This window comes from Micromonospora parva, from assembly GCF_000718515.1.
Lineage (GTDB): Bacteria > Actinomycetota > Actinomycetes > Mycobacteriales > Micromonosporaceae > Micromonospora > Micromonospora parva.
Genome location: NZ_JNZS01000008.1, coordinates 100652 through 124230, shown reverse-complemented (window position 1 = coordinate 124230; position 23579 = coordinate 100652). Strand labels below are relative to the sequence as shown.

The following is a 23579-nucleotide window of genomic DNA, read 5'->3' as shown; positions in this document are numbered from 1 at the left end:
TCAGCCTGGCCCGGCCCGGCCTGGCCTGGCCTGGCCTGGCCTGGCGCGGCGTCGGCGCGGCCTGACTCGGCGTCGGCGTAGCTTGGCTCGGCGTCGGCTCGGCCTACCCGGCGTCGGCTCGGCCTACCCGGCGTCGGCGCGGCTTGGCCGGCGCGGCCTGGCCCCGGGGGCAGGCCATGTCCCTGGTGAGCGTGATGTCTGTGAGTCATCGTGATGACTCACAGACATCACGCTCACTAGCAGGTATGTGGCCCGGTGGCCCGGTGGCCACCTCGATCCGCAGTCACCCCGGTATTTGCTGCCCAGACAGCGCGCCGGCCGGAAACTGCCGAGCGGCACACCCACCCAATTAGGTCGGCGCACGGCTGCCCCGACCCGTTCCGGCTCGCCTGCCGGCGGAGCTGCCTCAGTCCGGTCCGGTCCGGCCTGGCCTGGCCTGGGTCAAACCGTTAGCGGGCGGCGGGGGTGAGGTCCGCCTCGACGGGCGGTGGGACGGATGCGGCGGCGCGACGGCGGCGCAGTTCGATCGGGAGCACCACCACCGTGACCAGCGCGCCGAGTGCCCCGGTGACCACGAAACCCCAGGCCGGCGAGCTGGCGTCGATCACCGCTCCGGCGAGCGGCGCACCGATCGCGATGCCCACGGTGACCGCCGAGCCGTGCAGTCCCATCGCCTCACCGCGTACCTGGGCCGGGACCAGGCGGCTGACCGCGTCCGAACTGGCCGCGATGGTCGGCGCGCAGAGCGCACCGGCCGGGATCAGCGCCAGGCACAGCAGCCACCAGTGCGCGCCGCCCAGCCCGACCGGGATGGTGCACAGGGCGAGTGCGGCGGTCAACGCCAGTGGGGAGAACGATCGGTGCACGGCCCCGTAGGCGAACCCGCCGGCCAGCGAGGCGACCGCCCAGATGGCCAGCACCGCGCCAGTCCAACCGACCTCACCGCTGGCCCGGAGCACCGCGACCACCGCCACGTCGGTGCCGCCGAGCACCAGTGTCGCAGCGGTGCTGAGGGCCAGTACGGCGAGCAGCCGGGGCGTCAGCCACTGCCGGCGAGGCACCCGCTGGGCCGGTCCGCTGGGCTCCCCGGTGGTGGCTTCGCGGATCGGCGGGTTGACCAGCCACAGGGCGATGCCGGCGGCCACGATGCCGCCGCCGACCAGGTACATGGTGGTCTGCGCGGAGATCGCGGTGACCAGCGCGACGGCCAACGCCGGGCCGATCATGAACGACAGTTCCACCGACATCGAGTCCAACGCGTACGCCGGGCGGCGCTGGTCCTCCGGGACCAGCGCGGCGATCGACTGACGGACCACCGAGAAGATCGGCAGGGCCAGCGAGCCGGCCACGAACGCGGCGGGCAGGAGCACTGGGTACGGCAGTGTGGGCGCGGTGGACCAGAAGATCGCCTCCGCGATGCCGGTGAGCACCAGGACCGGGCGGAGACCCCGCTGGTCCACCAGCCGACCGAGAATCGGCCCGCCGATCGCCGCGCCGACGGTGACCGCCGCGCCGACCAGGCCGGCCGCCCCGTAACCGCGGTCAAGGTCGAACACCACGTGGAAGGTCAGCGTCACCCCGGTCGCGGTGAGCGGGATGCGGGCGAGGACGGCGACCACCAGCAGCGATCGCAGGCCGGGCAGGGCGAGTGCCCGCCGGTAAGGCTTCATGTTCACGTGGGTCCGTACCTCCGGCGACATCCTCAACCGGCGGCGGCCCCTTGGCCAACGAATTAGCGGCTCATGCGGCCCTGATCACAGGCTGCCCGTGCATGATCACCCCGGCGCCCTCCATCGCGCGCAGCGCCACGTCGGTGGTCGCCGGGGCGACGGCGGCGGTCAACTCGAGCAGCACGGTGGTGGCGAAACCCTCCCGGGCGGCGTCCAGCGCGGTCGCCCGCACGCAGTGGTCCGTGGCGATGCCGACCAGGTCGACCCGGTCCACGTCGTGCCGGCGCAGCCAGTCGGCCAGGCACTCGCCGTCGTCGGCATGCCCCTCGAAACCGGAGTACGCCGCCGCGTGCTCGCCCTTGTGGAAGATCGCCTCGATCCGGGCGGTGTCCAGTTCGCTGTGGAACTCCGAACCGCTGGTGCCGACCACGCAGTGCCGGGGCCAGGACTCTACGAAGTCCGGCGGATCGCCGAAGTGGGCACCCGGGTCGACGTGGTAGTCCTTGGTGGCGACCACGTGCGTCCACCGGTCCGGCTCGGCGGCGAGGAGCCGGGAGATCCCGGCGGCCACCCCGGCCCCACCGGCGACGGCCAGCGAGCCGCCCTCGCAGAAGTCGTTCTGCACGTCCACGATGATCAGCGCGTTGGCCATCAGGGGTTCCCCTTCGAGATCGGATCGGCGGAAGGCTCAACCAGCGGGTACGACGGTGACCGGCACGGCCGGGTCGCCGGCCGAGAGCTTCAGCCCTTCCCACGGGATGGAGATCAGGCACTCCCGCAGGTGCTCCCGCGACTCGTCGAGCGTCGGAATCGGCACCGGCTCCCCGGCGACCACGAACGACTGCTGGAGCAGGCGGTCGTTGGGCTGCCGGTCCGGAACGCCCTGCGGGACGATGATCTCCTCGGTGGCGGTGCCGGTCGGCTTGTGCCGGCGGACCGCGACCTTCCGCCCTCCGATCGTCGCCTTGTGCTCGGAGCGCTTCACCACCGGCCGTCCCTCGACCTCGACCAGCTTGTACACCAACCCGGCGGTCGGTGCCCCGGAACCGGTGACCACGGCCGTGCCGGCGCCGTACATGTCGACCGGCTCGGCGGCCAGCGCGGCGATCGCGTACTCGTCCAGGTCACCCGAAACGATGATCTTGGTTTCGGTGGCGCCCAACGAGTCGAGCAGCTCCCGGGACTGCTGAGCGATCACCGCGAGGTCGCCGGAGTCGATGCGTACCGCCCGCAGCTCCGGCCCGGCCACCGCTATCGCGTTGCGGATGCCCTGGCTGATGTCGTACGTGTCGACCAGCAGCGTGGTGTCCTTGCCCAGCGTGGCGACCTGCGAGGCGAACGCCGCCCGCTCGTCGTCGTGCAGCAGGGTGAAGGCGTGCGCCGCCGTGCCCGCCGTCGGAATACCGTAGAGCGCACCGGCGGCGAGGTTGGACGTGAACCGGAAACCGGCCAGGTACGCCGCCCGCGCCGCGGCCACCGCCGCCTCCTCGTGCGCCCGGCGCGACCCCATCTCGATGAGCGCCCGGCCGCGCGCCGCGGTCACCATCCGCGCCGCCGCGGCGGCCACCGCACTGTCGTGGTTGAGCACGGACAGCACCAGCGTCTCCAGCACCACACACTCGGCGAAACCGCCGGAGACGGTGAGGATCGGTGAACCGGGGAAGAACAGCTCGCCCTCGGCGTAGCCGTCGACGTCCCCGCTGAAGCGGTAGTCGGTGAGCCAGGCCGCCGCCATCTCGTCGACCACCCCGGTCCGCAGCAGGAACTCCACCTCGCTGGGATCGAACCGGAAGTCGCGGATCAGCTCGATCAGTCGGGCCGTCCCGGCGACCACGCCGTACCGGCGGCCACTGGGCAACCGGCGGCTGAACACCTCGAAGACACACCGGCGGTCGGCGGTGCCGTCCTTCAGGGCCGCGCTGACCATCGTCAGCTCGTAGTGGTCGGTCAGCAGCGCGGGGCGGTGGATGCTCACCGCCCCAGCCTAAGGTTCAGCCCGCGTCGCCGCCGTCGTGGCCCGGGATCGACCGTAACGCCGCCCACAGCTCGGCCCGGCTGGTCACGCCGAGCTTGGCGTAGATCCGCTGGAGGTGGTTCTCCACAGTGCGCGCCGACAGGTAGAGCCGTTCGGCGATGGCCCGGCTGGCCGCACCGTGCGCGGCGAGGCGAGCCACCTGCCACTCCCGCTCGGTGAGCACCGGCGCACCGGCCTGGAGCGCCGGCGTCCGGATCAGGTCGCAGCGCCCGAGCAACCCGGCGAGACGCTCCCGGGCGTCGTTGGCCGCCGCCGACTGCCGCTGGCGCAGCCGCTGAACGGCCTGGGAGGTGGCCTCGGCCGCGTACACGGTCAACTCCAGTGCGGCGTAGTCGTCGGCGACCGCGAGCAGATCAGCGGGGGAGTCGGTCACCGCAGCGCGGGCGTGCCGTGCCAACAGCGGCGGCAACACCCCGTCGACCCGCTCGGAGAGCTCGGCGAGGCGCTGCGCGACGGTGCGCCGACCACCGTCGGAACAGGTGGGCCCGACCGCCATGCCTGCCTGATCCAGTCGAACCAGGTCGTGCAGAACGTGCACCTCGTGCCCGGCGAAGCCGTCCGAGCGCAGCCGATCCACCAGGTCGCCGAGGTGCTTGATCGCGCCCGGCAGGTCGCCACCGGCGGCCAGCGACGCACCCCGGGCCTGCTCCAGCCACGGGTAGAGCACCGCCATTCCCGGCGCGTGGGTGCGGTCGGCCTCGGCCATCGCCGCGGCCGCCTGCACGGCGTCGCCGCGCAGCGCCGCCGACTGGGCGCGTTCGGCCTGGGCCAGACCGGCGTAGACCCGACTCGTGGCCAGCACCGCACAGGCACTCAGGGAGGTCCGCATGGCGGCGCCGCTCTGCCCGCGCAGCCGGAACGCGTACGCCTGAAGGATTGCCAGGTATCCGGTGCCGAGGCGGAAGTCACCCTCCCCGGCGAGGTCGGCGAACTCGTCGGCGACGATCGCGTCGATTCCGGTCAGGTCGCCGGTGAGCATGAGCCGGGTGCCGCGGGCCAGCTCCAGGGCCAGTTGGAGGTACGGCATGTCGGTGCGCCAGTTGGCCGCTGCCGAGTGCACCTGGGCGATCGCCGTACCGCTGCGGGTCAGCTCGCCCTGTGCGGCCTGGACGTACGCGATCGTGGAACGGGCCAGCTCGCGGGCGGCGACGCCGGCCGCCGGCCGGTCCAGGACACGTTGGCTGAGCCGCACCGCGGCGGCGGTGTCCAGCCGGTGCAGGCGCATGATCGCCTCGAAGGCGTGCACCCGGGCCCGGTCGGCGGAGTCGCTGAGCTGCTCGACCCGGTCGGCGATCTCCTCCACCGTGGACTCCTGGCTCAACCCCCAGTAGCTGACCATGCCGCGCACTGTCAGCCAGCGGCAGAGCCGTCGCTCGTCACCGGGCTCCGGGGGCACCGCGTCGAGGACGTCGATGGCCTCGCCGGGCCGGTCGGCGAACATCAGGATGGTGGCCAGCAGCTCGGCCGCGTCGGAGCCGCCGTCGGCGTTCAGCGCGGCCCGCGCCAGGCGCGTCGCCAGCGGCACGTCGTAGCGGGTGAACGCCTGTACGGCGGCCTCCAGCAGCAGGGCCGGGTCCTGTGCGGTGCCCGAGTCGAGTCGCCAGACGGCCACCCGCAGCAGGTCGTCGCGGCGGCGCTTGCCGACCTGCTCGATCAGCTCCGCGAGGTGTGCCTGAAGCCGGCGGGTGCGGCTGACCGGACAGCGCCGACGCATCACCTCGCCGTAGAGCGGGTGGGCCAGCCGGACGTTGGTGCGCCGGTCGTGCTGGTCCACGGTGATCAGCCCGCGCTCCTCGGCGGTCTCCACGTCCTTCTGATCGGCGGCCTGCTTGAGCAGTTGCAGGCCGAGCGGTTCGCCGAACGCGACAAGCTCGACCACCGCGCGGACGCCGTCGGTGAGCTTTCCGACCCGGGTGTCGATGAGGTCGGTCAGGTTCGGCGCCAGCTCCAACCGCCCGGTCCACTTCCAGATCCCGTACGTCTGCTTCAGCTCGGCGCTGCCGTTGGCGGCGTGCACCAGCTCACGCAGCAGCAGCGGGTTGCCGGACGACAGTCGGCCGAGCCGGTCGGCGGAGCCGGGGTCGACCGGGCCGCCCAGGATCGCCGCCAGCAGACCAGCGGTCTCCGCCTGCGGCATCGGGGTCAGCTCCACGTGCTCGACCAGGTCGTCGGTCCAGAGCGCGCGGATCGGCAGCGGGATCTGCTCGCCGTCGCGCAGGGTGCCGACCACTGTGGCGTTCTCGGCGCGGGCGACCAGGTGCACCAGTGCGGCCGAGGGTGGGTCGAGCAGGTGGGCGTCGTCGATGGCGAGCACGATCCGTCGGCCGGCCGCCTGCTGTTGCAGCACGTTGAGCGCCCAGCGCAGGACGCCAGCGGGGGAGAGGCCCTGGGGCTGCTCGGCGGGGAGGACCTGGACCAGGCCGCCGAACGGCAGCGCGGCGGTGGTGGCGCTCGCGGCGATGGACCAGATCGCGAACCGGTCGGTGGGCAGGGCGCCCACGCCCTCGCGCAGCAACCGACTCTTGCCGATGCCAGCGCTGCCGCTGAAGAAGAGCCCCCGGCCGGCCTCACCGGTCACCGCCTCCAGCAGGCGGTTGAGCTCATCCGTGCGGCCGACGAACTCCCATCGACTCATCCGCGCAGCATATCGATCGAAATCCGTCCGCGCCCGCACCGTCACGGTGCGAAGTTGAGTAAGCGCACAATTACCGGTGAGTATTCGGGGTGTTCTGCCCGGTCGTCGGCCCGCCCGTAGTCTTCCGACATCCGGGTTGACGTACCGGAAAATTTCGCGACCGGACCTCCGACCACCTGCAACGGGAGGCACCTGATGAAGCAGGGCCCTCTCCCCTCGGTCGACTCGTCGGACGACATGACCGGCCCAACCGACCTACCCACCTGCGGCCCGCTCCCCACCCGGATCGGCGTGGCGGGCCCCGCCCCGGACGAGCCGCTCGGTGTGGTCGCCGTCGGTCCGGCCGGTGCCGAGCGGCGTGCCGTGCTCGCCACACTGCTCGGGCTCGACCCGGTCATGCTCACCGTGCCCGCCGGCAGCTGGTTGGTGGTGCGCAACGCCCAGGTGCCCACCCGGGCGGCTTTCGTGCCCGGTTACCGCCAGCCGCACTCGTACGGCGCGGACCGGGACGCCGCCGGTCCGGCGTTGGCTCGCCCGCCCCGGCGGGTCGAGCTGACAGTGCCCGAGCCGCTGCTGCGGCACTTCGCCCTGATCGACGTTCCGGACACCGCCACCCTCGGCGTCGCCGGCACCCAGGTGCTGCTCGAAGCGGCGGGCCGGGCCGGCGCGCTGCTCTTCGTGATCGCCGCCGACCAGGCTTTCACCGCCGCCGAGTTGAACCTGCTCGCCGAAGTCGCCTCGACCTCGGTGGAGGTCGTCTTCGCGGTCACCCCCGGCGCGGCGGGTTGGGCTCCGCTGGCCGACGGCACGGCGACTACGGAGGGCGCGGGGGCGTCCGTCCCGCCGGTCGGGGGTGCGCAGACCGAGGTGGACGCGGTAGCGGTGACGGTGGAGGCGCATCGGGCCGCGCTGCTGGCCGCGGTGCCGGCGTTGGCCGGCGCGCGGTGGTTCCCGGTCGACGACGCCGCCTCTGCCGCCGACCTGCGGCGGGCGCTGGTGGGTTGGGCGTCGCGTGAGGGTTTGCAGCGAGCCAGCGTCGGCCCACCGGTAGTGCCGGGCCAGCAGGGTCGCGTCGCCGTGGCCGCCGATCCGGGTGACTGGTCCGAACGGCTCGACCGTCACGCCCGCTCGTGTGCTCAACGGATCCGCCAGCACCTCGCCCTGGAGTTGGCGAACATCCACCTGCGGGCCGTTCAGGAGATCGTGTTCGGAGTCGGCTGTGCCGGCCTGCCGGATCTGCTCGACCGGGAGATGGCGGCGTTGTCGCTGTTGGCCACCGCGCAGTGCGATCAGGCGGTGCGCGGCATCGTGACCGACGTCGCCTCCCGGGTGTTGGGCGTGCCGCCGAGCGAAGGCGTGCGACGTCGGATCGCCGCCGCTGTGCAGTACGGCCTGGCCGATCACCGGCCCGGCCAGGAGTTGGACAAGGTGCTGTTGATCACCAGTACGGCCGGGGTGGCCGAGTTGACCGGCCCGGAGGCGATCGACGCCGCCGCCAGCTATCCGGTGGCGTCCCGTGACGAGGTGCTCCCACCGGTCGCGGTGGCGCTCTCCGGCGGGTGCTGGCAGCAGTGGCGTACCCCCGGCAACGACAACCACAGCGCGGCGCGGGCCTGGTCCCAGCGGGCGGTGCGCGAGGTCGAGCTGGGGTTGTCCAGGGAGATCTCCCGACGGTTCGAGGTGATCCGCCTCTCGCTGGGCGTGGTGCTCTCCGATGCAGTTGATCACGGCATCCTGCTCGCCTGACGGCGCGCCCGCCGGTTGGCCCGGGTCCGGGCCCGACCCGGCGCTCGGCGGCGTCCAGAGCGGGTCGGGAGTGCCCGGAGTGGGTGATCCGCGCCGGGCCGGCGTTCCGGTTCCTCGGTTCCGGGAAACCGGTGGCACGATGGGGGGCATGGCGGCTCCGCAGGTTGTACCGGTCGAGACGCCGGACACTGACGAGGTGCCGGCGTCCGACCGGCAGTGGGTGACGATCGTGTGGGACGACCCGGTCAACCTGATGACGTACGTGACCTGGGTTTTCCAGAAGCTTTTCGGCTACAGCCGGGAGAGGGCCGAACAGCTGATGCTGGACGTGCACCACAAGGGGCGTGCCGTGGTCTCCACCGGCGCCCGCGAGCGGATGGAGCACGACGCGTCGCAACTGCACGCGTACGGGCTCTGGGCGACGGTGGACAGATCATGAGCATGTTCCGTCGCCAGGCCGGTCACTACGTGGCCGTCTTCGCCGTCGACGAGGTGCGGGTGCTGCGGAAGGTCGCCTCCGAGGTGGTGGGTCTGCTCACCGACGGCTTCGACCACACCGACCCGGTCGTCGGTCGGCTCTTCCCGGCGGTCTACCCGCAGGACGCTCCGGGCACCGCCGAATTTCGCCGCTACACCGAGGGCGACCTGAAGACCGCGAAGATCGATCAGGCGGGGGCGATCCTGGCCGCGTTGCCGGACGACGCCGGTGGCGAGGTGCGGCTGGACGCCGAGGCCGCCGAGGCGTGGTTGCGGGCACTGAACGACGCCCGGCTCGCGATGGGTGTCCGCCTGGAGATCAAGGACGGCACGGATCTGGGCGAGGAGTTGGACGACGCGGTCGCTGAGGACCCGGGTTCCAGCAGGGTGTTCCAGCTTTCGGTCTACGCGTATCTCGGATATCTACAGGAGTCGCTGCTCAACGCCTTGATCGACTAGGGGTGACCGGCACCACTTCGGCCTGTGCTCGACAGGCGTTAGGCTGGTGCACGTGCTGAGCATCGACCGGTCGATCATCGACGCGATCGTCGCCCACGCGCGGCGGGACCACCCCGACGAGGCGTGCGGCGTCGTCGCCGGTCCCGTCGGCAGCGACACCCCGACCCGGCACATCCCGATGGACAATGCCGCCCGCTCGATGACCTTCTACGAGTTCGACTCGATGGAGCACCTGCGCGTGTGGCGGGAGATGGACGACCGGGACGAGGAGCCCGTCGTCATCTACCACTCGCACACCGCCACCGAGGCGTACCCGTCGCGGACGGATGTCGCCTTCGCCGGTGAGCCGGGGGCGCACTACCTGCTCGTCTCGACCCGTGAGCCCGACTCGGAGGAGATCCGGTCGTTCCGGATCGTCGACGGTGTGGTCACCGAGGAGCCGGTCCGTGTCGTGGAGGCCGGCGTCGACCCGCACGCCGTGCAGTCCTACATGTTCGGGCAGAGCCCGGCGACGGTCGATTACGAGTGTTCCGGCCGCTGACCCGTCAGCGCCGCAACCGTCTCGTCCCGTCACCGTAGGCACACCCGATCGAGGAGTTCGACATCATGGCTATCGAGGTTCGCATCCCCACCATCCTGCGCAGCTACACCGGCGGCGCAAAGGTCGTCGAGGGCACCGGCGACACGCTCGCCGACCTGCTCACCGACCTGGATTCCCGGCACGGCGGTCTGCGCGGCCGGCTGATCACCGACGCGGGCACGCTGCACCGTTTCGTCAACGTCTACGTCAACGACGAGGACGTCCGTTTCCTCGGCGCGCTGGACGCGAAGCTCTCCGACGGCGACAGCGTCACCATCCTGCCGGCCGTGGCCGGCGGCGCGTTCGGCTTCGCCGCGGCGGCGGCGATCAGCTCGCACAGCGCCGCGGCGGCGGCGATCAGTTCGCACAGCGCGGCGGCCGTGGTGGCCGGCGACGCCGTCGCGGCTCGCTGAGGTCGGCCGCCATGGCGCGGTACGACAGCCTGCTCGACGCCTGCGGGGGCACGCCGCTCGTCGGTCTGCCCCGGCTCTCCCCGACGGTGCCCGACGGGGCCCCTCCGGTGCGGCTCTGGGCCAAACTGGAGGACCGCAACCCCACCGGCAGCATCAAGGACCGCGCGGCGCTGTTCATGGTCCGGGCGGCGGAGGAGTCCGGCCGACTCCGCCCGGGTGACACCATCCTCGAACCGACGAGTGGCAACACCGGCATCTCGCTGGCGATGGTGGCGAAGCTGCGCGGCTACCGGCTGGTCTGCGTGATGCCCGAGAACGTCTCCACCGAGCGGGTCCAGTTGCTCCGGATGTACGGGGCCGAGATCATCTTCTCGCCGGCGGCGGGCGGTTCCAACCAGGCGGTCGCCACCGCCAAGCAGATCGCCGCCGAGCACCCGGACTGGGTGATGCTCTACCAGTACGGCAACGAGGCGAACGCGCGGGCGCACTACGAGACGACCGGGCCGGAGCTGCTGCACGACCTGCCCAGCATCACGCACTTCGTGGCGGGGCTGGGCACCACCGGCACCCTGATGGGCACCGGGCGGTACCTGCGGGAAAAGGTCGAGGGCATTCAGGTGGTGGCCGCCGAGCCGCGCTACGGCGAGTTGGTCTACGGCCTGCGCAACATCGACGAGGGCTACGTGCCCGAGCTCTACGACGCCTCGGTGCTCTCCCGGCGGTTCTCGGTCGGCACCCGCGACGCGGTGCTGCGCACCCGCCAACTGGTGGAGGTGGAGGGCATCTTCGCCGGGTTCTCCACCGGTGCCATCCTGCACGCCGCGCTGGCGGTGGCGCACGAGGCGGTTCGCGACGGCCGGCGGGCCGACGTGGCCTTCGTGGTCTGCGACGGCGGGTGGAAGTACCTGTCCACCGGCGCGTACGGCGGCACGCTCGCCGATGCCGAGGACGCCCTGGAGGGGCAGCTCTGGGCCTGACCGATCTGGTCTGCCGACTACGGGCCGTCGACATCCGTCGACGGCCCGTTGGCTGCCCGGCGTACCGCGAGCCGGTGTCACGTTCGTGACAACTTCCGTTGGATGATTCTTGCTGCCGGGCGTGTCAGCGTAGGCTGCGCAGCGTGGCGTACGCGTCGGTAGAGATCATGGCCGGGACGATCGCCGGCACGGGTGCTACTGATAGTGACAGCGAGACCACTCGATGCGACTGACCGTCCTGGGGAGCGCCGGCAGTTTTCCTGGCCCCGAGTCGCCCTGCTCGGCCTATCTCGTCGAGGCTGACGGCTTCCGGCTCCTGGTCGACTTCGGCTCGGGCTCGCTGTCCAGCCTCCAGCGGTACGCGGGGCTGCACGCCCCGGACGCGATCCTGCTGACCCACCTGCACTGCGACCACATGTTCGACGCCGTGCTCTACGTGGTGGTGCGCCGCTACGCCCCGGACGGCCCCTACCCGGCCCTGCCGGTGTACGCGCCCGCCGGCGCCCCGGACCGGCTCAGCGCCGCGTACGGCGACGACGGGTCGGTGGAGGACGTGTACCAGTTCTACGCGCTCCAGCCGGGCACCTTCCCGATCGGCCCGTTCGCCGTCACCGTCGACCGGGTCAACCACCCCGTCGAGACGTACGGCGTGCGGCTGGAGCACGACGGCCGGTCGCTGTGCTACTCGTCGGACACCGCGCCGTGCGAGGCGCTGCTGCGGCTGGCGCAGAACGCCGACGTCTTCCTCTGCGAGGCCAGTTACCTCGACGGGATGGACAATCCACCGGATCTGCACCTCACCGGTCGGGAGGCCGGTGAGGCGGCCACCAAGGCCGCTGTGGGCCGGCTGCTGCTGACCCACCTGGTGCCCGCCTGGGGCAGCGAGGCGCACACCCTGGAGTCGGCCGCCTCCGCGTACACCGGGCCACTCGAGGTGGTCCGGCCCGGCGCCAGCTACGACGTCTGACCCGGCACGTCCGTCTCACGGTGCCGGGCCGCCCCAGGCGCGAGCCGAGGAGTTCGGCTGGCCGGCCGCTGTCGACGGGTTCCTCGGTGTGCACGGCGCCGACGTTCGCCGGGGCACCCCGAGCGCGGCGGATCACCGCACCGCATAAGGTGCAGGCATGGCGCGACCTGACGGGCGAGGGCCCTCTCAACTCCGACCGGTGACAGTGACCCGTGGCTGGAGCACCCACCCGGAGGGCTCGGTGCTCGTCGAGTTCGGTGGCACCCGGGTGCTCTGCACGGCGAGCGTCACCGAGGGCGTGCCCCGCTGGCGCAAGGGCTCCGGGCTCGGCTGGGTGACCGCCGAGTACGCGATGCTGCCCCGGGCCACCAACACCCGCTCCGACCGGGAGAGCGTCAAGGGCCGGGTCGGTGGCCGCACCCACGAGATCTCCCGGCTGATCGGCCGTAGCCTGCGGGCCAGCATCGACCTCAAGGCGCTCGGCGAGAACTCGATCGTGCTCGACTGCGACGTGCTTCAGGCCGACGGAGGCACCCGCACCGCCGCGATCACCGGCGCGTACGTCGCGTTGCACGACGCGGTGGGCTGGCTTGCCGCCCGCAAGGCGTTGGCCGGCAAGCCGGAGAAGGTGATGCACCGGTCGGTGGCCGCGGTCAGCGTGGGCATCATCGCGGGGGAGGCCCGGCTCGACCTCTGCTACGAGGAGGACGTCGCCGCCGAGGTGGACATGAACGTGGTGTGCACCGGCGCGGGCGACTTCGTCGAGGTGCAGGGCACCGGCGAGGCGGGCGTGTTCGCCCGCGACCAGCTCGACGCCCTGCTCGACCTGGCCGTCGCCGGGTGCGCCGAGTTGGCGGAAGCCCAGCGAAAGGCACTTACCTCCCCGTGAGCGCGAGGAGTGAGCTTGCGAGCCCCGCAGTCGCGAACAAAGGTGATTCAGCATGAACAAGGTCCTGCTCGCCACGCGTAACCGCAAGAAGCTCGTCGAGCTGCAGCGGATCCTGGACGGTGCGCTCGGCGCGCACCGGATCGCCCTGCTCGGGCTGGACGACGTCGAGCAGTACGCCGAACTGCCGGAGACCGGCCTGACCTTCGGCGAGAACGCGCTGATCAAGGCGCGGGAGGGGTGCCGGCAGAGCGGGTTGCCGACCATCGCCGACGACTCCGGGCTCGCCGTCGACGCGCTCAACGGGATGCCGGGCGTGTTCAGCGCCCGCTGGTCCGGCAAGCACGGCGACGACCGGGCCAACCTTCAGCTGGTGCTGGATCAGATCGCCGACGTGCCCGACGAGCAGCGGGCCGCCTCGTTCGTCTGCACCGTGGCGTTGGTGCTGCCCGGCGGCAAGGAGCACCTCGTCGACGGCCGGCAGCCTGGGCGGGTGCTGCGCGCACCGCGCGGTGACGGCGGCTTCGGCTACGACCCGATCTTCCTGGGCGACGGGCAGGACCGGACCAACGCCGAGCTGACCCCGGCGGAGAAGGACGCCATCAGCCACCGGGGCAAGGCGTTGCGTGAGCTGGCCAAGCTGGTCGCCAAGGTGCTGCCGCCCGCCTGAACACCCGGCCCGTTCCAGCTGAGCCCCGAGTGGGCTGGCTGGCGAAGGTGACTGACGGACGACCGTAACGGCCCGTCAGTCACCCCTTCTTGGGCCGGGGGGTGAGCAGTGAGACGCTCACGTCGGTGAAGCGGTCCACCTGGGTCACCACGAACCGGGCCCGCAGCGCCTTCTCCACCTCGGGATTCATCCCCGCGAACGAGGTCAGCTTGGTGGTGGACGGTTTCGTGTTGATCAGCCAGATCCGGGCCCTGGTGTCCAGGCACTTGGCCGGCCCGCCGCACCACGCCCGGTAGTTCGGCGTCGCCTGCCCCTCGGTCGCTTGGAACACCTCGGGGAGCGGCTTCTCCTGCAGGTAGTACTTGATGCCAGCGTTCGCCCACCACGGGAACGGGCCGGTGTACGCCACCAGGTCACCCGTACGTCGCTGCTGGTCGATCACCGCCGCGGCGCCCCGCAGGTCGGGTTCGAACTCGGTGACCGGAACCCTGAGCGCGACGTGGCTGCTGAGACCCACGAGGAGCACCAGCACCGGGACCGCCACGGTGAACGTACTCAACCGCTGGGCGGCGACCTGCACCCCGGCAGCCGCCAGCAGGCACCACGCGGGCAGCACGAACAGCAGGTAGCGCTCGGTGAAGAGCAGCATGACGGGAGTCAGCGCCCACAGCAGAATCAACGGACCGAGGGCCCAGGCGGCGAGGTAGCCGACGCGGGGTCCACCGCCGACACAGCCGAGGATGCCGAGGCCCAACAGCACCCCGCCGACCCCGATCGCGCCGGGCAACTCCAGCATCCACTCGCTGAGGTCGCCCACCGGGACGGGTTGGATCCACGCGATCTGACCGCTCTGCGCCTTGGCCAGCCACACCAGCGGTGACAGGACTGCGACAGCGGCCGCTGTCGCACCCATCCACCAGGTGACCGGCTGCCAACTCTGCCGTCGGCGGGCCTCCAGCAGGACGAGCAGGCCATGTGCGGGCAGCACCACCAGGGCGATCAGGTGCAGCCAGCCGACCAGGACGAGCATGAGGGCGTAACAGATCCAGGCCACGCGGGAGTGCCGCTGCGTCGCCATGACCGCGAACAGGCCGGCCGCCGCCACCGCGGCGATGACCAGACCGTAGGGCCGCGCCTCCTGCCCGTACCGGGTCACGACCGGTAGGAGCCCGAACAGCACGCCAGCCAGCAGACCCACCCGTGGGCCGTACAACATTCGGCCCTGCAGGGCCGTCAGGGCGGCCGCGATCGCCACGGCGATCATCGAGGGAAGGCGGAGCGCCACCTCGCTGTCGCCGAAGAGCCGCACCCAGAAATGCATTCCGAGGTAGTACGGAAGGAGCACCAGATCCTTCTGCTGCACCAACGCATACAGCTCTCGGAGCCCCATTCGGGCGGCGTCGAGTGTCGCGAACTCGTCTCGCCACAGCTGGCGGCGTCCCGCGGCGATCAGCACCACGACGAGGGTCAGCGCGCCGGCGGCCAGCGGTACCGCCGCGGGCCGCTGCCACCACTGCTGGCCAGTGCCGGTGCCGGTGTCGGTGGCCACCGGCGACGCGGTGCCATCACCATCACCACCAGCGGCTGGCGTTGCCGCCGCCGCAGACCTCTGTGCTGGTATTCCGGAATAGCGATCGCCGAGATGCAACTCTTCAGTGACGTCGTTCACGCCTGCTCACCTTCGGAACCCATTCCGGACGCCCCCGTCGGGCGGGAGGCTCCGGATACCCCCGCCGGGCGGGAAGCCTAGCAAGGGCCTGGACCAGCGAAATCCACCTGAACGGCTCAACCTTCCGGACGGTGGGCGCGTCTTTTCCGCGTCAGCTGAGCGTGCCGATTTCCGATTCGATGGCGGCTCGCAGGTTCGGACCGCTCACCACCGCACGGGCCGTCTCCACCAGGGGAGCGAGGAACACGTCGGGCCCGGGCTCGCCGATCACGTCGGTGAGCGCCTCCACGGCGGCCTTACCGGCCGGTGACGGCTGCAGCGGGGCCCGCAGTTGAAGGCCGCGTACGCCGGCCAGCAGCTCCACGGCGAGCAGGCTGGTCAGGTTGTCCAGCACGGTACGCAGCTTCTTGGCTGCGGCCCAGCCCATCGAGACGTGGTCCTCCTGCATTCCGCTGGTGGGCAGCGAGTCCACCGAGGCGGGGGCGGCGAGCCGACGGTTCTCGGCGACGATCCCGGCCGCCGTGTACTGGGCGATCATCAGCCCGGAGTTGACCCCGGCGTCGGGGGAGAGGAACGCCGGCAGCTCCCGGGAGCGGGTGACGTCGAGCAGCCGGTCCACCCGCCGTTCGGCGATCGCGCCCACCTCGGCGGCGGCGATGGCGAGGAAGTCCGCGGCGAAGCCGAGCGGCGCGCCGTGGAAGTTCCCGGTCGACTCGACCCGGCCGTCCGGCAGCACCACCGGGTTGTCCACAACGGACACCAGCTCCCGGGCGGCGACGGTGCGGACGAAGTCCAGGGTGTCGCGGGCCGCGCCGGCCACCTGCGGCGCGCACCGCATCGAGTACGCGTCCTGCACGGCGTGCGCCAGGTCGTCGCGGTGTGAGTCCATCACCCGGGAGTTCTGCAACAGCCGGTGGATGTTCGCCGCCGACGCCGCCTGACCGGGGTGGGGCCGGATCGCGTGCAGCTCGGGCAGGAACGGTCGCTCCGAGCCGAGCATCGCCTCGATGGCCAGCGCGGCCGTCACATCGGCCATGGCGAACAGGTGCGCCGCGTCGTGGATGGCCAGCAACAGCATGCCGAGCATGCCGTCGGTGCCGTTGATCAGCGCCAGCCCCTCCTTGGCGGCCAGCTCGATCGGCTTGAGCCCGGCGGCGGTCAACGCGTCGGCCGCGTCCTGCCGCTCACCGGCCGGGCTGAGGACCCAGCCCTCGCCGAGCAGCACCAGCGCGCAGTGCGCCAGCGGCGCCAGGTCGCCGGAGGCGCCCAGCGAGCCGTGCTCCGGCACCCACGGGGTGATGTCGTGGTTGAGCAGGTCGACCAGGGCCTCGGCGACCAGCGGCCGGACCCCGGAGCGGCCCAGGGCGAGCGACCGGACCCGTAGCAGCATCATGGCCCGGACCACCTCGCGCGGCATCGGAGCGCCCACCCCGGCGGCGTGCGAGCGGATCAGCGCGTGTTGCAGCTCGGCCCGTCGCTCCGGGGCGATGAAGGTGTTGGCCAACGCCCCGAACCCGGTCGAGACCCCGTAGACGGGGCGACCCGACGACTCGATGCCGTCCACGATGGCCCGGCTGGTCGCCATCGCCTCGATGGTGGCGGGGGCGAGGACGACCGTGGCGGTGCCGCGGGCCACCGCGAGAACGTCGTCGGCGGTGATCCCGGTGGGCTGGATGGTCACGTTCGTCATTGCGGAACTCCGTTGCGTATTACCTGGCGGATCAGGGGGACACCGGGCCGGTAGGCCAGGTGCAGGTGTGACGGCGCGTCGAGGACGACGAGGTCGGCCCGCGCGCCGGGGGTGAGGACACCGATGTCGTCGCGGCGCAGCGCCCGCGCGCCACCGGCGGTGGCGGCCCAGACCGCCTCCGCCGGGGTCATCCGCATCTCGCGGACCGCGAGGGCCACGCAGAAGGGCATCGACGAGGTGTACGACGAGCCGGGGTTGCAGTCCGTCGCCAGCGCCACTGTGACACCGGCGTCGAGCAGCCGGCGCGCGTCCGGGTACGGCGAGCGGGTGGAGAACTCCGCGCCGGGCAGCAGCGTGGCGACTGTGGTGGTGTGCAGGCCTTCATGGCACATGCAGTCGATCCGGTTCGACGCGAGCGCGTCGATGTCGGCGTCGGACAGGTAGGTGCAGTGGTCGACGCTCGCCGCGCCCAGCTCCACGCCGAGCTGAACGCCGGGGCCGGGGCCGAGCTGGTTGGCGTGGATCCGGACGCCCAGACCGACGGCCTGACCGCAGGCCAGGATGGCGCGGGCATGGTCCACGTCGAAGGCGCCCCGCTCGCAGAAAACGTCGACCCACTTCGCGTACGGCGCGGCGGCGGCCAACATCGGGCCGCAGACCAGCCCGACGTAGTCGTCGGGGCGGTCGGCGTACTCGGCGGGCACCACGTGCGCGCCCAGGAAGGTGGTCTCGGTGCTGCTTTCGGCGGCGATCCGCAGCGAGCGGGCCTCGTCGGCGACGGTCAGCCCGTACCCACTCTTGATCTCCATGGTCGTGGTGCCCTGGCGCAGCGCCTCCCCGCGCAGCCGGCGCACGTTGGCGCGCAGCTCGTCGTCGGTGGCGGCCCGGGTCGCTCCGACAGTGGTCCGGATGCCGCCGCCGGTGTAGGGCTCACCGGCCATCCGGGCGGCGAACTCGGCGGCCCGGTCCCCGGCGAAGACCAGGTGGGCGTGGCTGTCCACGAAGCCGGGCAGCACGGCGGCCCCGCCGGCGTCGATGTGATGGTCGGCGGCCGGCGCGTACGCGGACGGCCCGACCCAGGCCACCCGGCCCTCCTCGACCAGCACGGCGGCGTCGCGGCGGATGCCGAGCGGGCCCTCGCCGGCACCGTTGGTGACCAGCTCCCCGATGTTGTCGACCAGCAGGCTGCTCATGTGGGGTTCACCGCCTCGACGGCCGCCGCCAGCTCGGCCGGCACGTCGACGCTCAGGTGCCGGCCCTCGGCCACCACCACCCGGCCGTCCACCATGACCTGCTCGACGTCCGCCGCACCGGCCGCGAAGAACACGCCCACCGGCGGCACCCCGGCGGTGCGGGCGCTGTCCAGGCGTACCGTCACCAGGTCGGCGCGGGCACCCACGGCGATCCTCCCGGCGTCGGCCCAGCCCAGCGCGGTGTGCCCGGCGGCGGTGGCCGCCGTCAGCAGGTCGAGCGGTGCGAAGTGGCCGCGCCGGCGGGTACGCAGCCGCTCGTCCAGCTCCACCGCCCGGGCCTCCTCGAACAGGTCGATCACCGCGTGACTGTCGCTGCCCAGGCTGAGCCGGATGCCCGCCTCGGCCATCAGCCGGGCCGGGCCGATCCCGTCGGCGAGATCCCGCTCGGTGGTCGGGCAGAGGCACACGCCGGTCCGGCTGTCGGCGAGCAGGGCGAGGTCCGCGCTGGTCGGGTGGGTGGCGTGGACGGCTGTGGTGTTCGACCCGAGCACGTCGTGCTCGGCGAGCAGCGCGGTCGGCGAGCGCCCGTGCACCGCCCGGCACTTGTCGTTCTCGGCCGGCTGCTCGGAGAGGTGCACGTGCAGCGGCGCCTGCCGCTCCCCGGCCCACTCGGCGACAGTGCGGAGCTGGTCGGCCGGGACCGCCCGCACCGAGTGCACAGCCGCGCCGACCCGGACGTGCGGGTCGGTCGGCTGGAACGCCGCGGCCCGTTGTGCCCAGCGGGCCGCGTCCCCGTCGCCGAAGCGGCGCTGCGGCCCGGCCAGCGCCTGGCCGTCCACCGTGGAGGTGAGGTAGGCGGTGTCCAGCAGGGTGAGCCGGATCCCGGCGTGCGCGGCGGCCTCGACCAGCGCCGCGCCCATCTCGTTCGGGTCGTCGTACGCGCCGCCGCCGGGCCGGTGGTGCAGGTAGTGGAACTCGCCCACACAGGTGACCCCGGCGAGCGCCATCTCCGCATAGACAGCGCGGGCCAGGGCGAGATAGGTGTCCGGATCCAGCCGGTCCGCGACCGCGTACATCTGGTCCCGCCAGGTCCAGAAGTCACCCCGGCCGCCGTGGGTGCGCCCACGCAGCGCCCGGTGGAAGGCGTGCGAGTGCGCGTTGGCGAGACCGGGCACCGTCAGGCCGGGCAGCGGTACCGCGTCGGGGTACACCTCGACCCCGGCCGGTGGCCTGCTGCTGGGGGTCAGTGGCGTCACCGCCGCGATCCGGCCGGCTTCGACCTCGATGAGCACGTCGGGTGTGGGTTCGGCGTGCTCGGGCAGCCAGGCGTACTGGGCGAGCCAGCGGGCGGTGGTCATGCTCCTCGCTCCCTTTGGAGCTGAATCGTCTGCGACATCAGCGGCCGGGATGATGTCGACGGCTCGGGTGACATCCGCGGCCGGGGCGCTGTCGACGGTTCGGGTGGTGTCAGCGTGTGGGGCGCGAGGGCTGATTCGTTTGCGACATCAGCTCCAAAGCACGACGGCAAGAGGTGCCGACCAGCGCCGCGCCGCAGACCACGCACCCGCGCTCGCCGGAGATCCGAGGCCCCCGGCCACCAACTCGCCAGCTCGTTCACACGCATGTCAGCTCCTCCAGCACCTGGGCCAGCGCCCGTACCCCGGCCGCACAGTCATCGTCCGTCGCGGCCTCGGCGGGGGAGTGCGAAATCCCGGTCGGGTTGCGCACGAAGAGCATCGCGGTGGGCAGGTGCCCGGCGAGAACCCCGGCGTCGTGGCCCGCCCCGGTGGGCAGCACCGGGGCGTCGAGCAGCGTGGCCAGCCGCTTGGCCAGCCCACCGTCGAAGGCGACCAGTGGAGTGGCCGACTCCTCGGTGACTGTCACCTCCGTACCGTCGCGGCGGGCCCGCTCGGCGAGCTTGCCGCGCACCGCGTCGATCAGCCCGGTCAGCGTCTGCGGGTCGGCGGCCCGGGCGTCCAACCAGCCGGTCACCTTCGACGGGATCGCGTTGGTGGCGTTGGGTTCGACGGCGACCCGGCCCACCGTGGCGTGCGCGCCGCGCAGCCGGGCCTCCTTGTTGGCGGCCAGCACCGTGAACGCGTAGGTCAGCATCGGGTCGCGCCGGTCGGCCATCCGGGTGGTACCCGCGTGGTTGCCCTCGCCGACGACGTCGAAGCGCCACCTGCCGTGCGGCCAGATCGCGCTGGCCACCGCGACCGGCGCGTCCGTGTCGACCAACGCGCGGCCCTGCTCGACGTGCAACTCCACGAAGGCGCCGAACCGGCCCAGCAGCTCCGGCCGGGCGCCCGCCGGCCGGTCGCCGAGCGCCTCGGCGAAGCTCACCCCGGCCGCGTCGCGCAGGCCGGCCGCGCGCTCGGCCGACAGCGCGCCGGTGAGCAGCCGCGACCCCAGACACGGTACGCCGAAGCGCGCCCCCTCCTCCTCGACAAAGGCACCCAGCACCAGCGGCCGGGCGGGGGTGACGCCGGCGGCGCGCAGCTCGTCCACGGCGAGGAACGCGCTGACGATGCCGAGCGGCCCGTCGTACGCCCCGCCGTGCGGCACCGAGTCGAAGTGGCTGCCGGTGAGCACCGCGTCGGGCGCCTCCGGGTCACCCCAGTGGGCGAAGAGGTTGCCGTTGCCGTCCTCGGTGACCGGCATGTCCCGACGCTCGGCCTGCGCGCGGAACCAGGCGCGCAGCTCCCGCTCCGGCTCGGTCAACGCGTAGCGCAGGTAGCCGCCGCTGTCGGCGTCCCGCCCGACCGGCGCGATCTCGTCCCACAGCGCCCGGAACCGGGCCGAAAGGTCGTCGCTCACGCCGGTCCGCCCTCGGTCATCGGCACCCGGACGCCGGTGCGGTCGGCGACCTCGCGGGCGCTCTCGTAGCCGGCGTCGACGTGCCGGATGACACCCATCGCCGGGTCGTTGGTGAGCACCCGCTCGATCTTCTGACCGGCCAGGGCGGTGCCGTCCGCCACGCACACCTGTCCGGCGTGGATGGACCGGCCGATGCCCACCCCACCGCCATGGTGAATGGACACCCAGGACGCGCCACTGGCCGTGTTGACCAGGGCGTTGAGCAGCGGCCAGTCGGCGATGGCGTCGGAACCGTCGGCCATCCCCTCGGTCTCCCGGTAGGGGCTGGCGACGCTGCCGGTGTCCAGGTGGTCCCGGCCGATCACCACCGGGGCGGAGAGTTCGCCGGAGGCGACCATGTCGTTGAACCGCACGCCCGCCAGGTCCCGTTCGCCCTGGCCCAGCCAGCAGATCCGGGCCGGCAGGCCCTGGAAGGCGACCCGCTCACCGGCCAACCTGATCCAGCGGGCCAGCGACTCGTTCTCCGGGAACAGGTCGAGGACGGCCCGGTCGGTGGCCGCGATGTCGGCCGGGTCGCCGGAGAGCGCCGCCCACCGGAAGGGACCCCTACCCTCACAGAACAACGGCCGGATGTACGCGGGCACGAAACCCGGGAAGTCGAAGGCGCGCTGATAGCCGGCGAGTTGCGCCTCGCCCCGGATCGAGTTGCCGTAGTCGAACACCTCGGCGCCGGCGTCGAGGAAACCGACCATCGCCGCCACGTGCCGGGCCATCGACGCCCGGGCCCGCTCGGTGAACTCGGCCGGCTTGGCCGCCGCGTACTCCCGGGCGTCGGCCAGCTCCACCCCCACCGGCAGGTACGACAGCGGGTCGTGCGCGCTGGTCTGGTCGGTCACGATGTCGATCTCCACGCCCCGCACCAGGAGTTCGGGGAAGACCACCGCCGCGTTGCCGACCACACCGACGGAGAGCGCGCGCCGGTCCCGCTTCGCGGCGAGCACCCGCCGCACCGCGTCGTCGAGCGAGTCGGCCACCTCGTCCAGGTAACGGTCGTGCACGCGGCGGTCGAGCCGGGTGCGGTCCACGTCCACGATCAGGCAGACGCCGCCGTTCATGGTGACCGCGAGTGGCTGCGCGCCGCCCATTCCGCCGCAACCGGCGGTCAACGTCAGCGTGCCGGCGAGAGTGCCCGCGAACCGCTTGGCGGCCACCGCCGCGAACGTCTCGTAGGTGCCCTGAAGGATGCCCTGGGTGCCGATGTAGATCCACGAACCGGCAGTCATCTGCCCGTACATGGTCAGGCCGAGCTGTTCGAGGCGGCGGAACTCCGGCCAGGTCGCCCAGTCGCCGACCAGGTTCGAGTTGGCCAGCAGCACCCGGGGCGCCCACTCGTGGGTGCGCATGACCCCGACCGGGCGGCCCGACTGCACCAGCATCGTCTCGTCCTCGCGCAGGTCGGTCAGGGTGCGGACCAACGCGTGGTACGACGGCCAGTCGCGTGCCGCCTTGCCGGTGCCGCCGTAGACCACCAGGTCGTCGGGGCGCTCGGCCACCTCGGGGTCGAGGTTGTTCATCAACATCCGCAGGGCGGCCTCCTGCTGCCACCCGCGGGTGGTGAGCTGGCTGCCTCGTGCGGCACGAATGGGCTGGGTCATCTCTGGTCTCCTCCGGTCAACCGAGGAACAACTGTCGGCGGGCCGCCGAGGCTTCGAACGCCTCCAGTCGGCGCTGGGTGTCGGCCGGCGCGGCATCGCAGATCGCCTGCAGCAGCACCATGGCCAGGGTCATCGGGGCGGTGTGCAGGTCGAAGACGAGCTGCGCGCCCACCGCGGCGGCGAGCACCACGTCGGCGTGCTCGGTGGCCGGGCTGACCGGTGAGTCGGTGATCGCCACCACTGTCAACCCGGCGTCGCGGGCGTCGCGCAACGCGTCCAGGGTTTCCCGGGGGTAGCGGGGCAGCACGAAGGCGAGCACGGCGCTCGCCCCGGCCTCGGCGGCCTGCTCCAGGCGGTCGGTGAGCAGGCTTCCCCCGTCGTCGAGGACGCGCACGTCCGGGTGCACCTTGGCCGCGAAGTAGGCGAAGTACGCGGCCAGCGGTGCGGCGGCGCGCAGGCCGAGCACCGGCAGCGGACGACTCGCGGCGAGCAACCGCCCGGTTTCGGCGATCCGGTCCCGGTCGGCGAGCTGACCGGCCAGTCGGTCCAGGTTGTCCATCTCGGCGCGGACCGCCTGCTGGAGCTCGTTGCCGGCGTCCGCCGACCCGCCCGGTGCGGTGGTGGTGAGGTCGCGCAGCCGGCGGCGCAGCGCCGGGTAGCCGTCGTGGCCGAGCGCGACGGCGAACCGGGTGACCGACGGCTGACTGACGCCGGCCAACTCGGCCACCTCGGCGGCGGACAGGTAGGCCACGGTGGGCGCGTGCTGCACCAGACAGTGCGCGATCCGGCGCTGGGTGGGGGTGAGCCGCACCCCCTGGAGCAGGTCGAGCACCTGCTCGGCCGGTGCCCCGACAGCTCCTTCATTCACACGGTGACTCTATGCATGAAAACTTTCAATAAGCAACAGGCGTCACACGTCGCTTGCCGGCTGGCCGGGGAACCCCTTGACGGGCTGGGAAAGTGCGCCTCGCGGGCCCCGTCAACCGGCTGTCGGGCCGACGACCACCAGGGCGGCGGACGAGCGCGCTCTCTGTAGTATC

The 23579-nt window shown here is 72.4% G+C and carries 20 protein-coding genes; 9 read left to right on the top strand and 11 right to left on the bottom strand.

Going from position 1 to position 23579, the window contains the following annotated elements:
- Positions 1 to 449 precede the first annotated feature (449 nt).
- The 4 genes from IF22_RS0112070 to IF22_RS0112055 are packed head-to-tail and all read right to left on the bottom strand — an operon-like array spanning position 450 to position 6340.
- The gene (locus IF22_RS0112070) at positions 450 to 1700 is read right to left on the bottom strand and encodes an MFS transporter (protein WP_030331284.1); all 1251 of its coding nucleotides are present in this window, start codon (positions 1698 to 1700) and stop codon (positions 450 to 452) included.
- A 40-nt stretch (positions 1701 to 1740) separates the two neighbouring features.
- Positions 1741 to 2322 (bottom strand): isochorismatase family protein, encoded by a 582-nt coding sequence (locus IF22_RS0112065; protein WP_030331282.1) that lies wholly within the window; start codon positions 2320 to 2322, stop codon positions 1741 to 1743.
- A 36-nt stretch (positions 2323 to 2358) separates the two neighbouring features.
- The gene (locus IF22_RS0112060; protein WP_030331281.1) at positions 2359 to 3645 is read right to left on the bottom strand and encodes a nicotinate phosphoribosyltransferase; all 1287 of its coding nucleotides are present in this window, start codon (positions 3643 to 3645) and stop codon (positions 2359 to 2361) included.
- Positions 3646 to 3661: 16 nt separating this feature from the next.
- Positions 3662 to 6340, bottom strand: coding sequence for a LuxR C-terminal-related transcriptional regulator (locus IF22_RS0112055; RefSeq protein WP_030331280.1), 2679 nt, complete (start codon positions 6338 to 6340; stop codon positions 3662 to 3664).
- A 195-nt stretch (positions 6341 to 6535) separates the two neighbouring features.
- Between IF22_RS0112055 and IF22_RS0112050 the strand changes: the two genes are divergently transcribed.
- The 9 genes from IF22_RS0112050 to rdgB all read left to right on the top strand — a co-directional run bounded on the left by IF22_RS0112050 (position 6536) and on the right by rdgB (position 13515).
- A complete protein-coding gene (locus IF22_RS0112050; RefSeq protein ID WP_030331278.1) occupies positions 6536 to 8086 on the top strand; it encodes a P-loop NTPase family protein in 1551 nt (516 codons plus the stop codon).
- A 148-nt stretch (positions 8087 to 8234) separates the two neighbouring features.
- Positions 8235 to 8525, top strand: coding sequence for an ATP-dependent Clp protease adapter ClpS (gene clpS / locus IF22_RS0112045; protein WP_030331276.1), 291 nt, complete (start codon positions 8235 to 8237; stop codon positions 8523 to 8525).
- Positions 8522 to 9022 (top strand): DUF2017 domain-containing protein, encoded by a 501-nt coding sequence (locus IF22_RS0112040; RefSeq protein WP_030331274.1) that lies wholly within the window; start codon positions 8522 to 8524, stop codon positions 9020 to 9022. The genes clpS and IF22_RS0112040 overlap by 4 nt, the downstream gene beginning before the upstream one ends.
- A 52-nt stretch (positions 9023 to 9074) precedes the next feature.
- Positions 9075 to 9563, top strand: a complete 489-nt coding sequence (locus IF22_RS0112035) for a M67 family metallopeptidase (protein ID WP_030331272.1) — start codon at positions 9075 to 9077, stop codon at positions 9561 to 9563.
- A 65-nt stretch (positions 9564 to 9628) separates the two neighbouring features.
- The gene (locus IF22_RS0112030; protein WP_030331270.1) at positions 9629 to 10015 is read left to right on the top strand and encodes a MoaD family protein; all 387 of its coding nucleotides are present in this window, start codon (positions 9629 to 9631) and stop codon (positions 10013 to 10015) included.
- Positions 10016 to 10026: 11 nt separating this feature from the next.
- Positions 10027 to 10992 carry a PLP-dependent cysteine synthase family protein gene (locus tag IF22_RS0112025; protein ID WP_030331268.1) on the top strand — a complete coding sequence of 322 codons (966 nt, stop codon included), beginning with the start codon at positions 10027 to 10029 and terminating at the stop codon, positions 10990 to 10992.
- A gap of 223 nt (positions 10993 to 11215) precedes the next feature.
- Positions 11216 to 11959: an MBL fold metallo-hydrolase gene (locus tag IF22_RS0112020; protein ID WP_030331266.1), complete on the top strand. Its 744-nt coding sequence runs from the start codon at positions 11216 to 11218 to the stop codon at positions 11957 to 11959.
- A 157-nt stretch (positions 11960 to 12116) separates the two neighbouring features.
- Positions 12117 to 12848, top strand: coding sequence for a ribonuclease PH (gene rph, locus IF22_RS0112015; RefSeq protein ID WP_030331265.1), 732 nt, complete (start codon positions 12117 to 12119; stop codon positions 12846 to 12848).
- 52 nt (positions 12849 to 12900) lie between these two features.
- Complete coding sequence (rdgB, locus tag IF22_RS0112010; protein ID WP_030331263.1) at positions 12901 to 13515, top strand: RdgB/HAM1 family non-canonical purine NTP pyrophosphatase; 615 nt, start codon at positions 12901 to 12903, stop codon at positions 13513 to 13515.
- 79 nt (positions 13516 to 13594) lie between these two features.
- Here rdgB and IF22_RS0112005 read toward each other — a convergent pair whose 3' ends face one another.
- The 7 genes from IF22_RS0112005 to IF22_RS0111975 all read right to left on the bottom strand — a co-directional run bounded on the left by IF22_RS0112005 (position 13595) and on the right by IF22_RS0111975 (position 23407).
- Positions 13595 to 15064, bottom strand: a complete 1470-nt coding sequence (locus tag IF22_RS0112005) for a glycosyltransferase family 39 protein (protein ID WP_030331262.1) — start codon at positions 15062 to 15064, stop codon at positions 13595 to 13597.
- 271 nt (positions 15065 to 15335) lie between these two features.
- Positions 15336 to 16874, bottom strand: a complete 1539-nt coding sequence (gene hutH, locus IF22_RS0112000) for a histidine ammonia-lyase (protein WP_030331260.1) — start codon at positions 16872 to 16874, stop codon at positions 15336 to 15338.
- Positions 16871 to 18067: an imidazolonepropionase gene (gene hutI / locus IF22_RS0111995; protein WP_030331259.1), complete on the bottom strand. Its 1197-nt coding sequence runs from the start codon at positions 18065 to 18067 to the stop codon at positions 16871 to 16873. Before hutI ends, hutH begins: the two co-directional genes overlap by 4 nt.
- On the bottom strand, positions 18064 to 19425 hold the full coding sequence (locus IF22_RS0111990) for a formimidoylglutamate deiminase (protein WP_030331258.1): 1362 nt from the start codon (positions 19423 to 19425) through the stop codon (positions 18064 to 18066). The genes hutI and IF22_RS0111990 overlap by 4 nt, the downstream gene beginning before the upstream one ends.
- A 256-nt stretch (positions 19426 to 19681) precedes the next feature.
- On the bottom strand, positions 19682 to 20884 hold the full coding sequence (locus IF22_RS0111985) for an allantoate amidohydrolase (RefSeq protein ID WP_030331257.1): 1203 nt from the start codon (positions 20882 to 20884) through the stop codon (positions 19682 to 19684).
- Positions 20881 to 22539, bottom strand: coding sequence for a urocanate hydratase (gene hutU / locus IF22_RS0111980; protein WP_030331256.1), 1659 nt, complete (start codon positions 22537 to 22539; stop codon positions 20881 to 20883). The genes IF22_RS0111985 and hutU overlap by 4 nt, the downstream gene beginning before the upstream one ends.
- A gap of 16 nt (positions 22540 to 22555) precedes the next feature.
- The gene (locus IF22_RS0111975) at positions 22556 to 23407 is read right to left on the bottom strand and encodes a MurR/RpiR family transcriptional regulator (protein WP_030331255.1); all 852 of its coding nucleotides are present in this window, start codon (positions 23405 to 23407) and stop codon (positions 22556 to 22558) included.
- Positions 23408 to 23579: the final 172 nt, after the last annotated feature.

Coding starts and splice junctions, on each gene's coding strand:
- IF22_RS0112065 (WP_030331282.1), bottom strand. CDS start 2,322: ATGGCCAACGCGCTGATCATCGTGGACGTGCAGAACGACTTCTGCGAG.
- hutU (WP_030331256.1), bottom strand. CDS start 22,539: ATGACCCAGCCCATTCGTGCCGCACGAGGCAGCCAGCTCACCACCCGC.
- rph (WP_030331265.1), top strand. CDS start 12,117: ATGGCGCGACCTGACGGGCGAGGGCCCTCTCAACTCCGACCGGTGACA.
- IF22_RS0112055 (WP_030331280.1), bottom strand. CDS start 6,340: ATGAGTCGATGGGAGTTCGTCGGCCGCACGGATGAGCTCAACCGCCTG.
- clpS (WP_030331276.1), top strand. CDS start 8,235: ATGGCGGCTCCGCAGGTTGTACCGGTCGAGACGCCGGACACTGACGAG.
- IF22_RS0112030 (WP_030331270.1), top strand. CDS start 9,629: ATGGCTATCGAGGTTCGCATCCCCACCATCCTGCGCAGCTACACCGGC.
- IF22_RS0112020 (WP_030331266.1), top strand. CDS start 11,216: ATGCGACTGACCGTCCTGGGGAGCGCCGGCAGTTTTCCTGGCCCCGAG.
- hutH (WP_030331260.1), bottom strand. CDS start 16,874: ATGACGAACGTGACCATCCAGCCCACCGGGATCACCGCCGACGACGTT.
- IF22_RS0111990 (WP_030331258.1), bottom strand. CDS start 19,425: ATGACCACCGCCCGCTGGCTCGCCCAGTACGCCTGGCTGCCCGAGCAC.
- IF22_RS0112070 (WP_030331284.1), bottom strand. CDS start 1,700: ATGTCGCCGGAGGTACGGACCCACGTGAACATGAAGCCTTACCGGCGG.
- rdgB (WP_030331263.1), top strand. CDS start 12,901: ATGAACAAGGTCCTGCTCGCCACGCGTAACCGCAAGAAGCTCGTCGAG.
- IF22_RS0112025 (WP_030331268.1), top strand. CDS start 10,027: ATGGCGCGGTACGACAGCCTGCTCGACGCCTGCGGGGGCACGCCGCTC.
- IF22_RS0112040 (WP_030331274.1), top strand. CDS start 8,522: ATGAGCATGTTCCGTCGCCAGGCCGGTCACTACGTGGCCGTCTTCGCC.
- hutI (WP_030331259.1), bottom strand. CDS start 18,067: ATGAGCAGCCTGCTGGTCGACAACATCGGGGAGCTGGTCACCAACGGT.
- IF22_RS0112050 (WP_030331278.1), top strand. CDS start 6,536: ATGAAGCAGGGCCCTCTCCCCTCGGTCGACTCGTCGGACGACATGACC.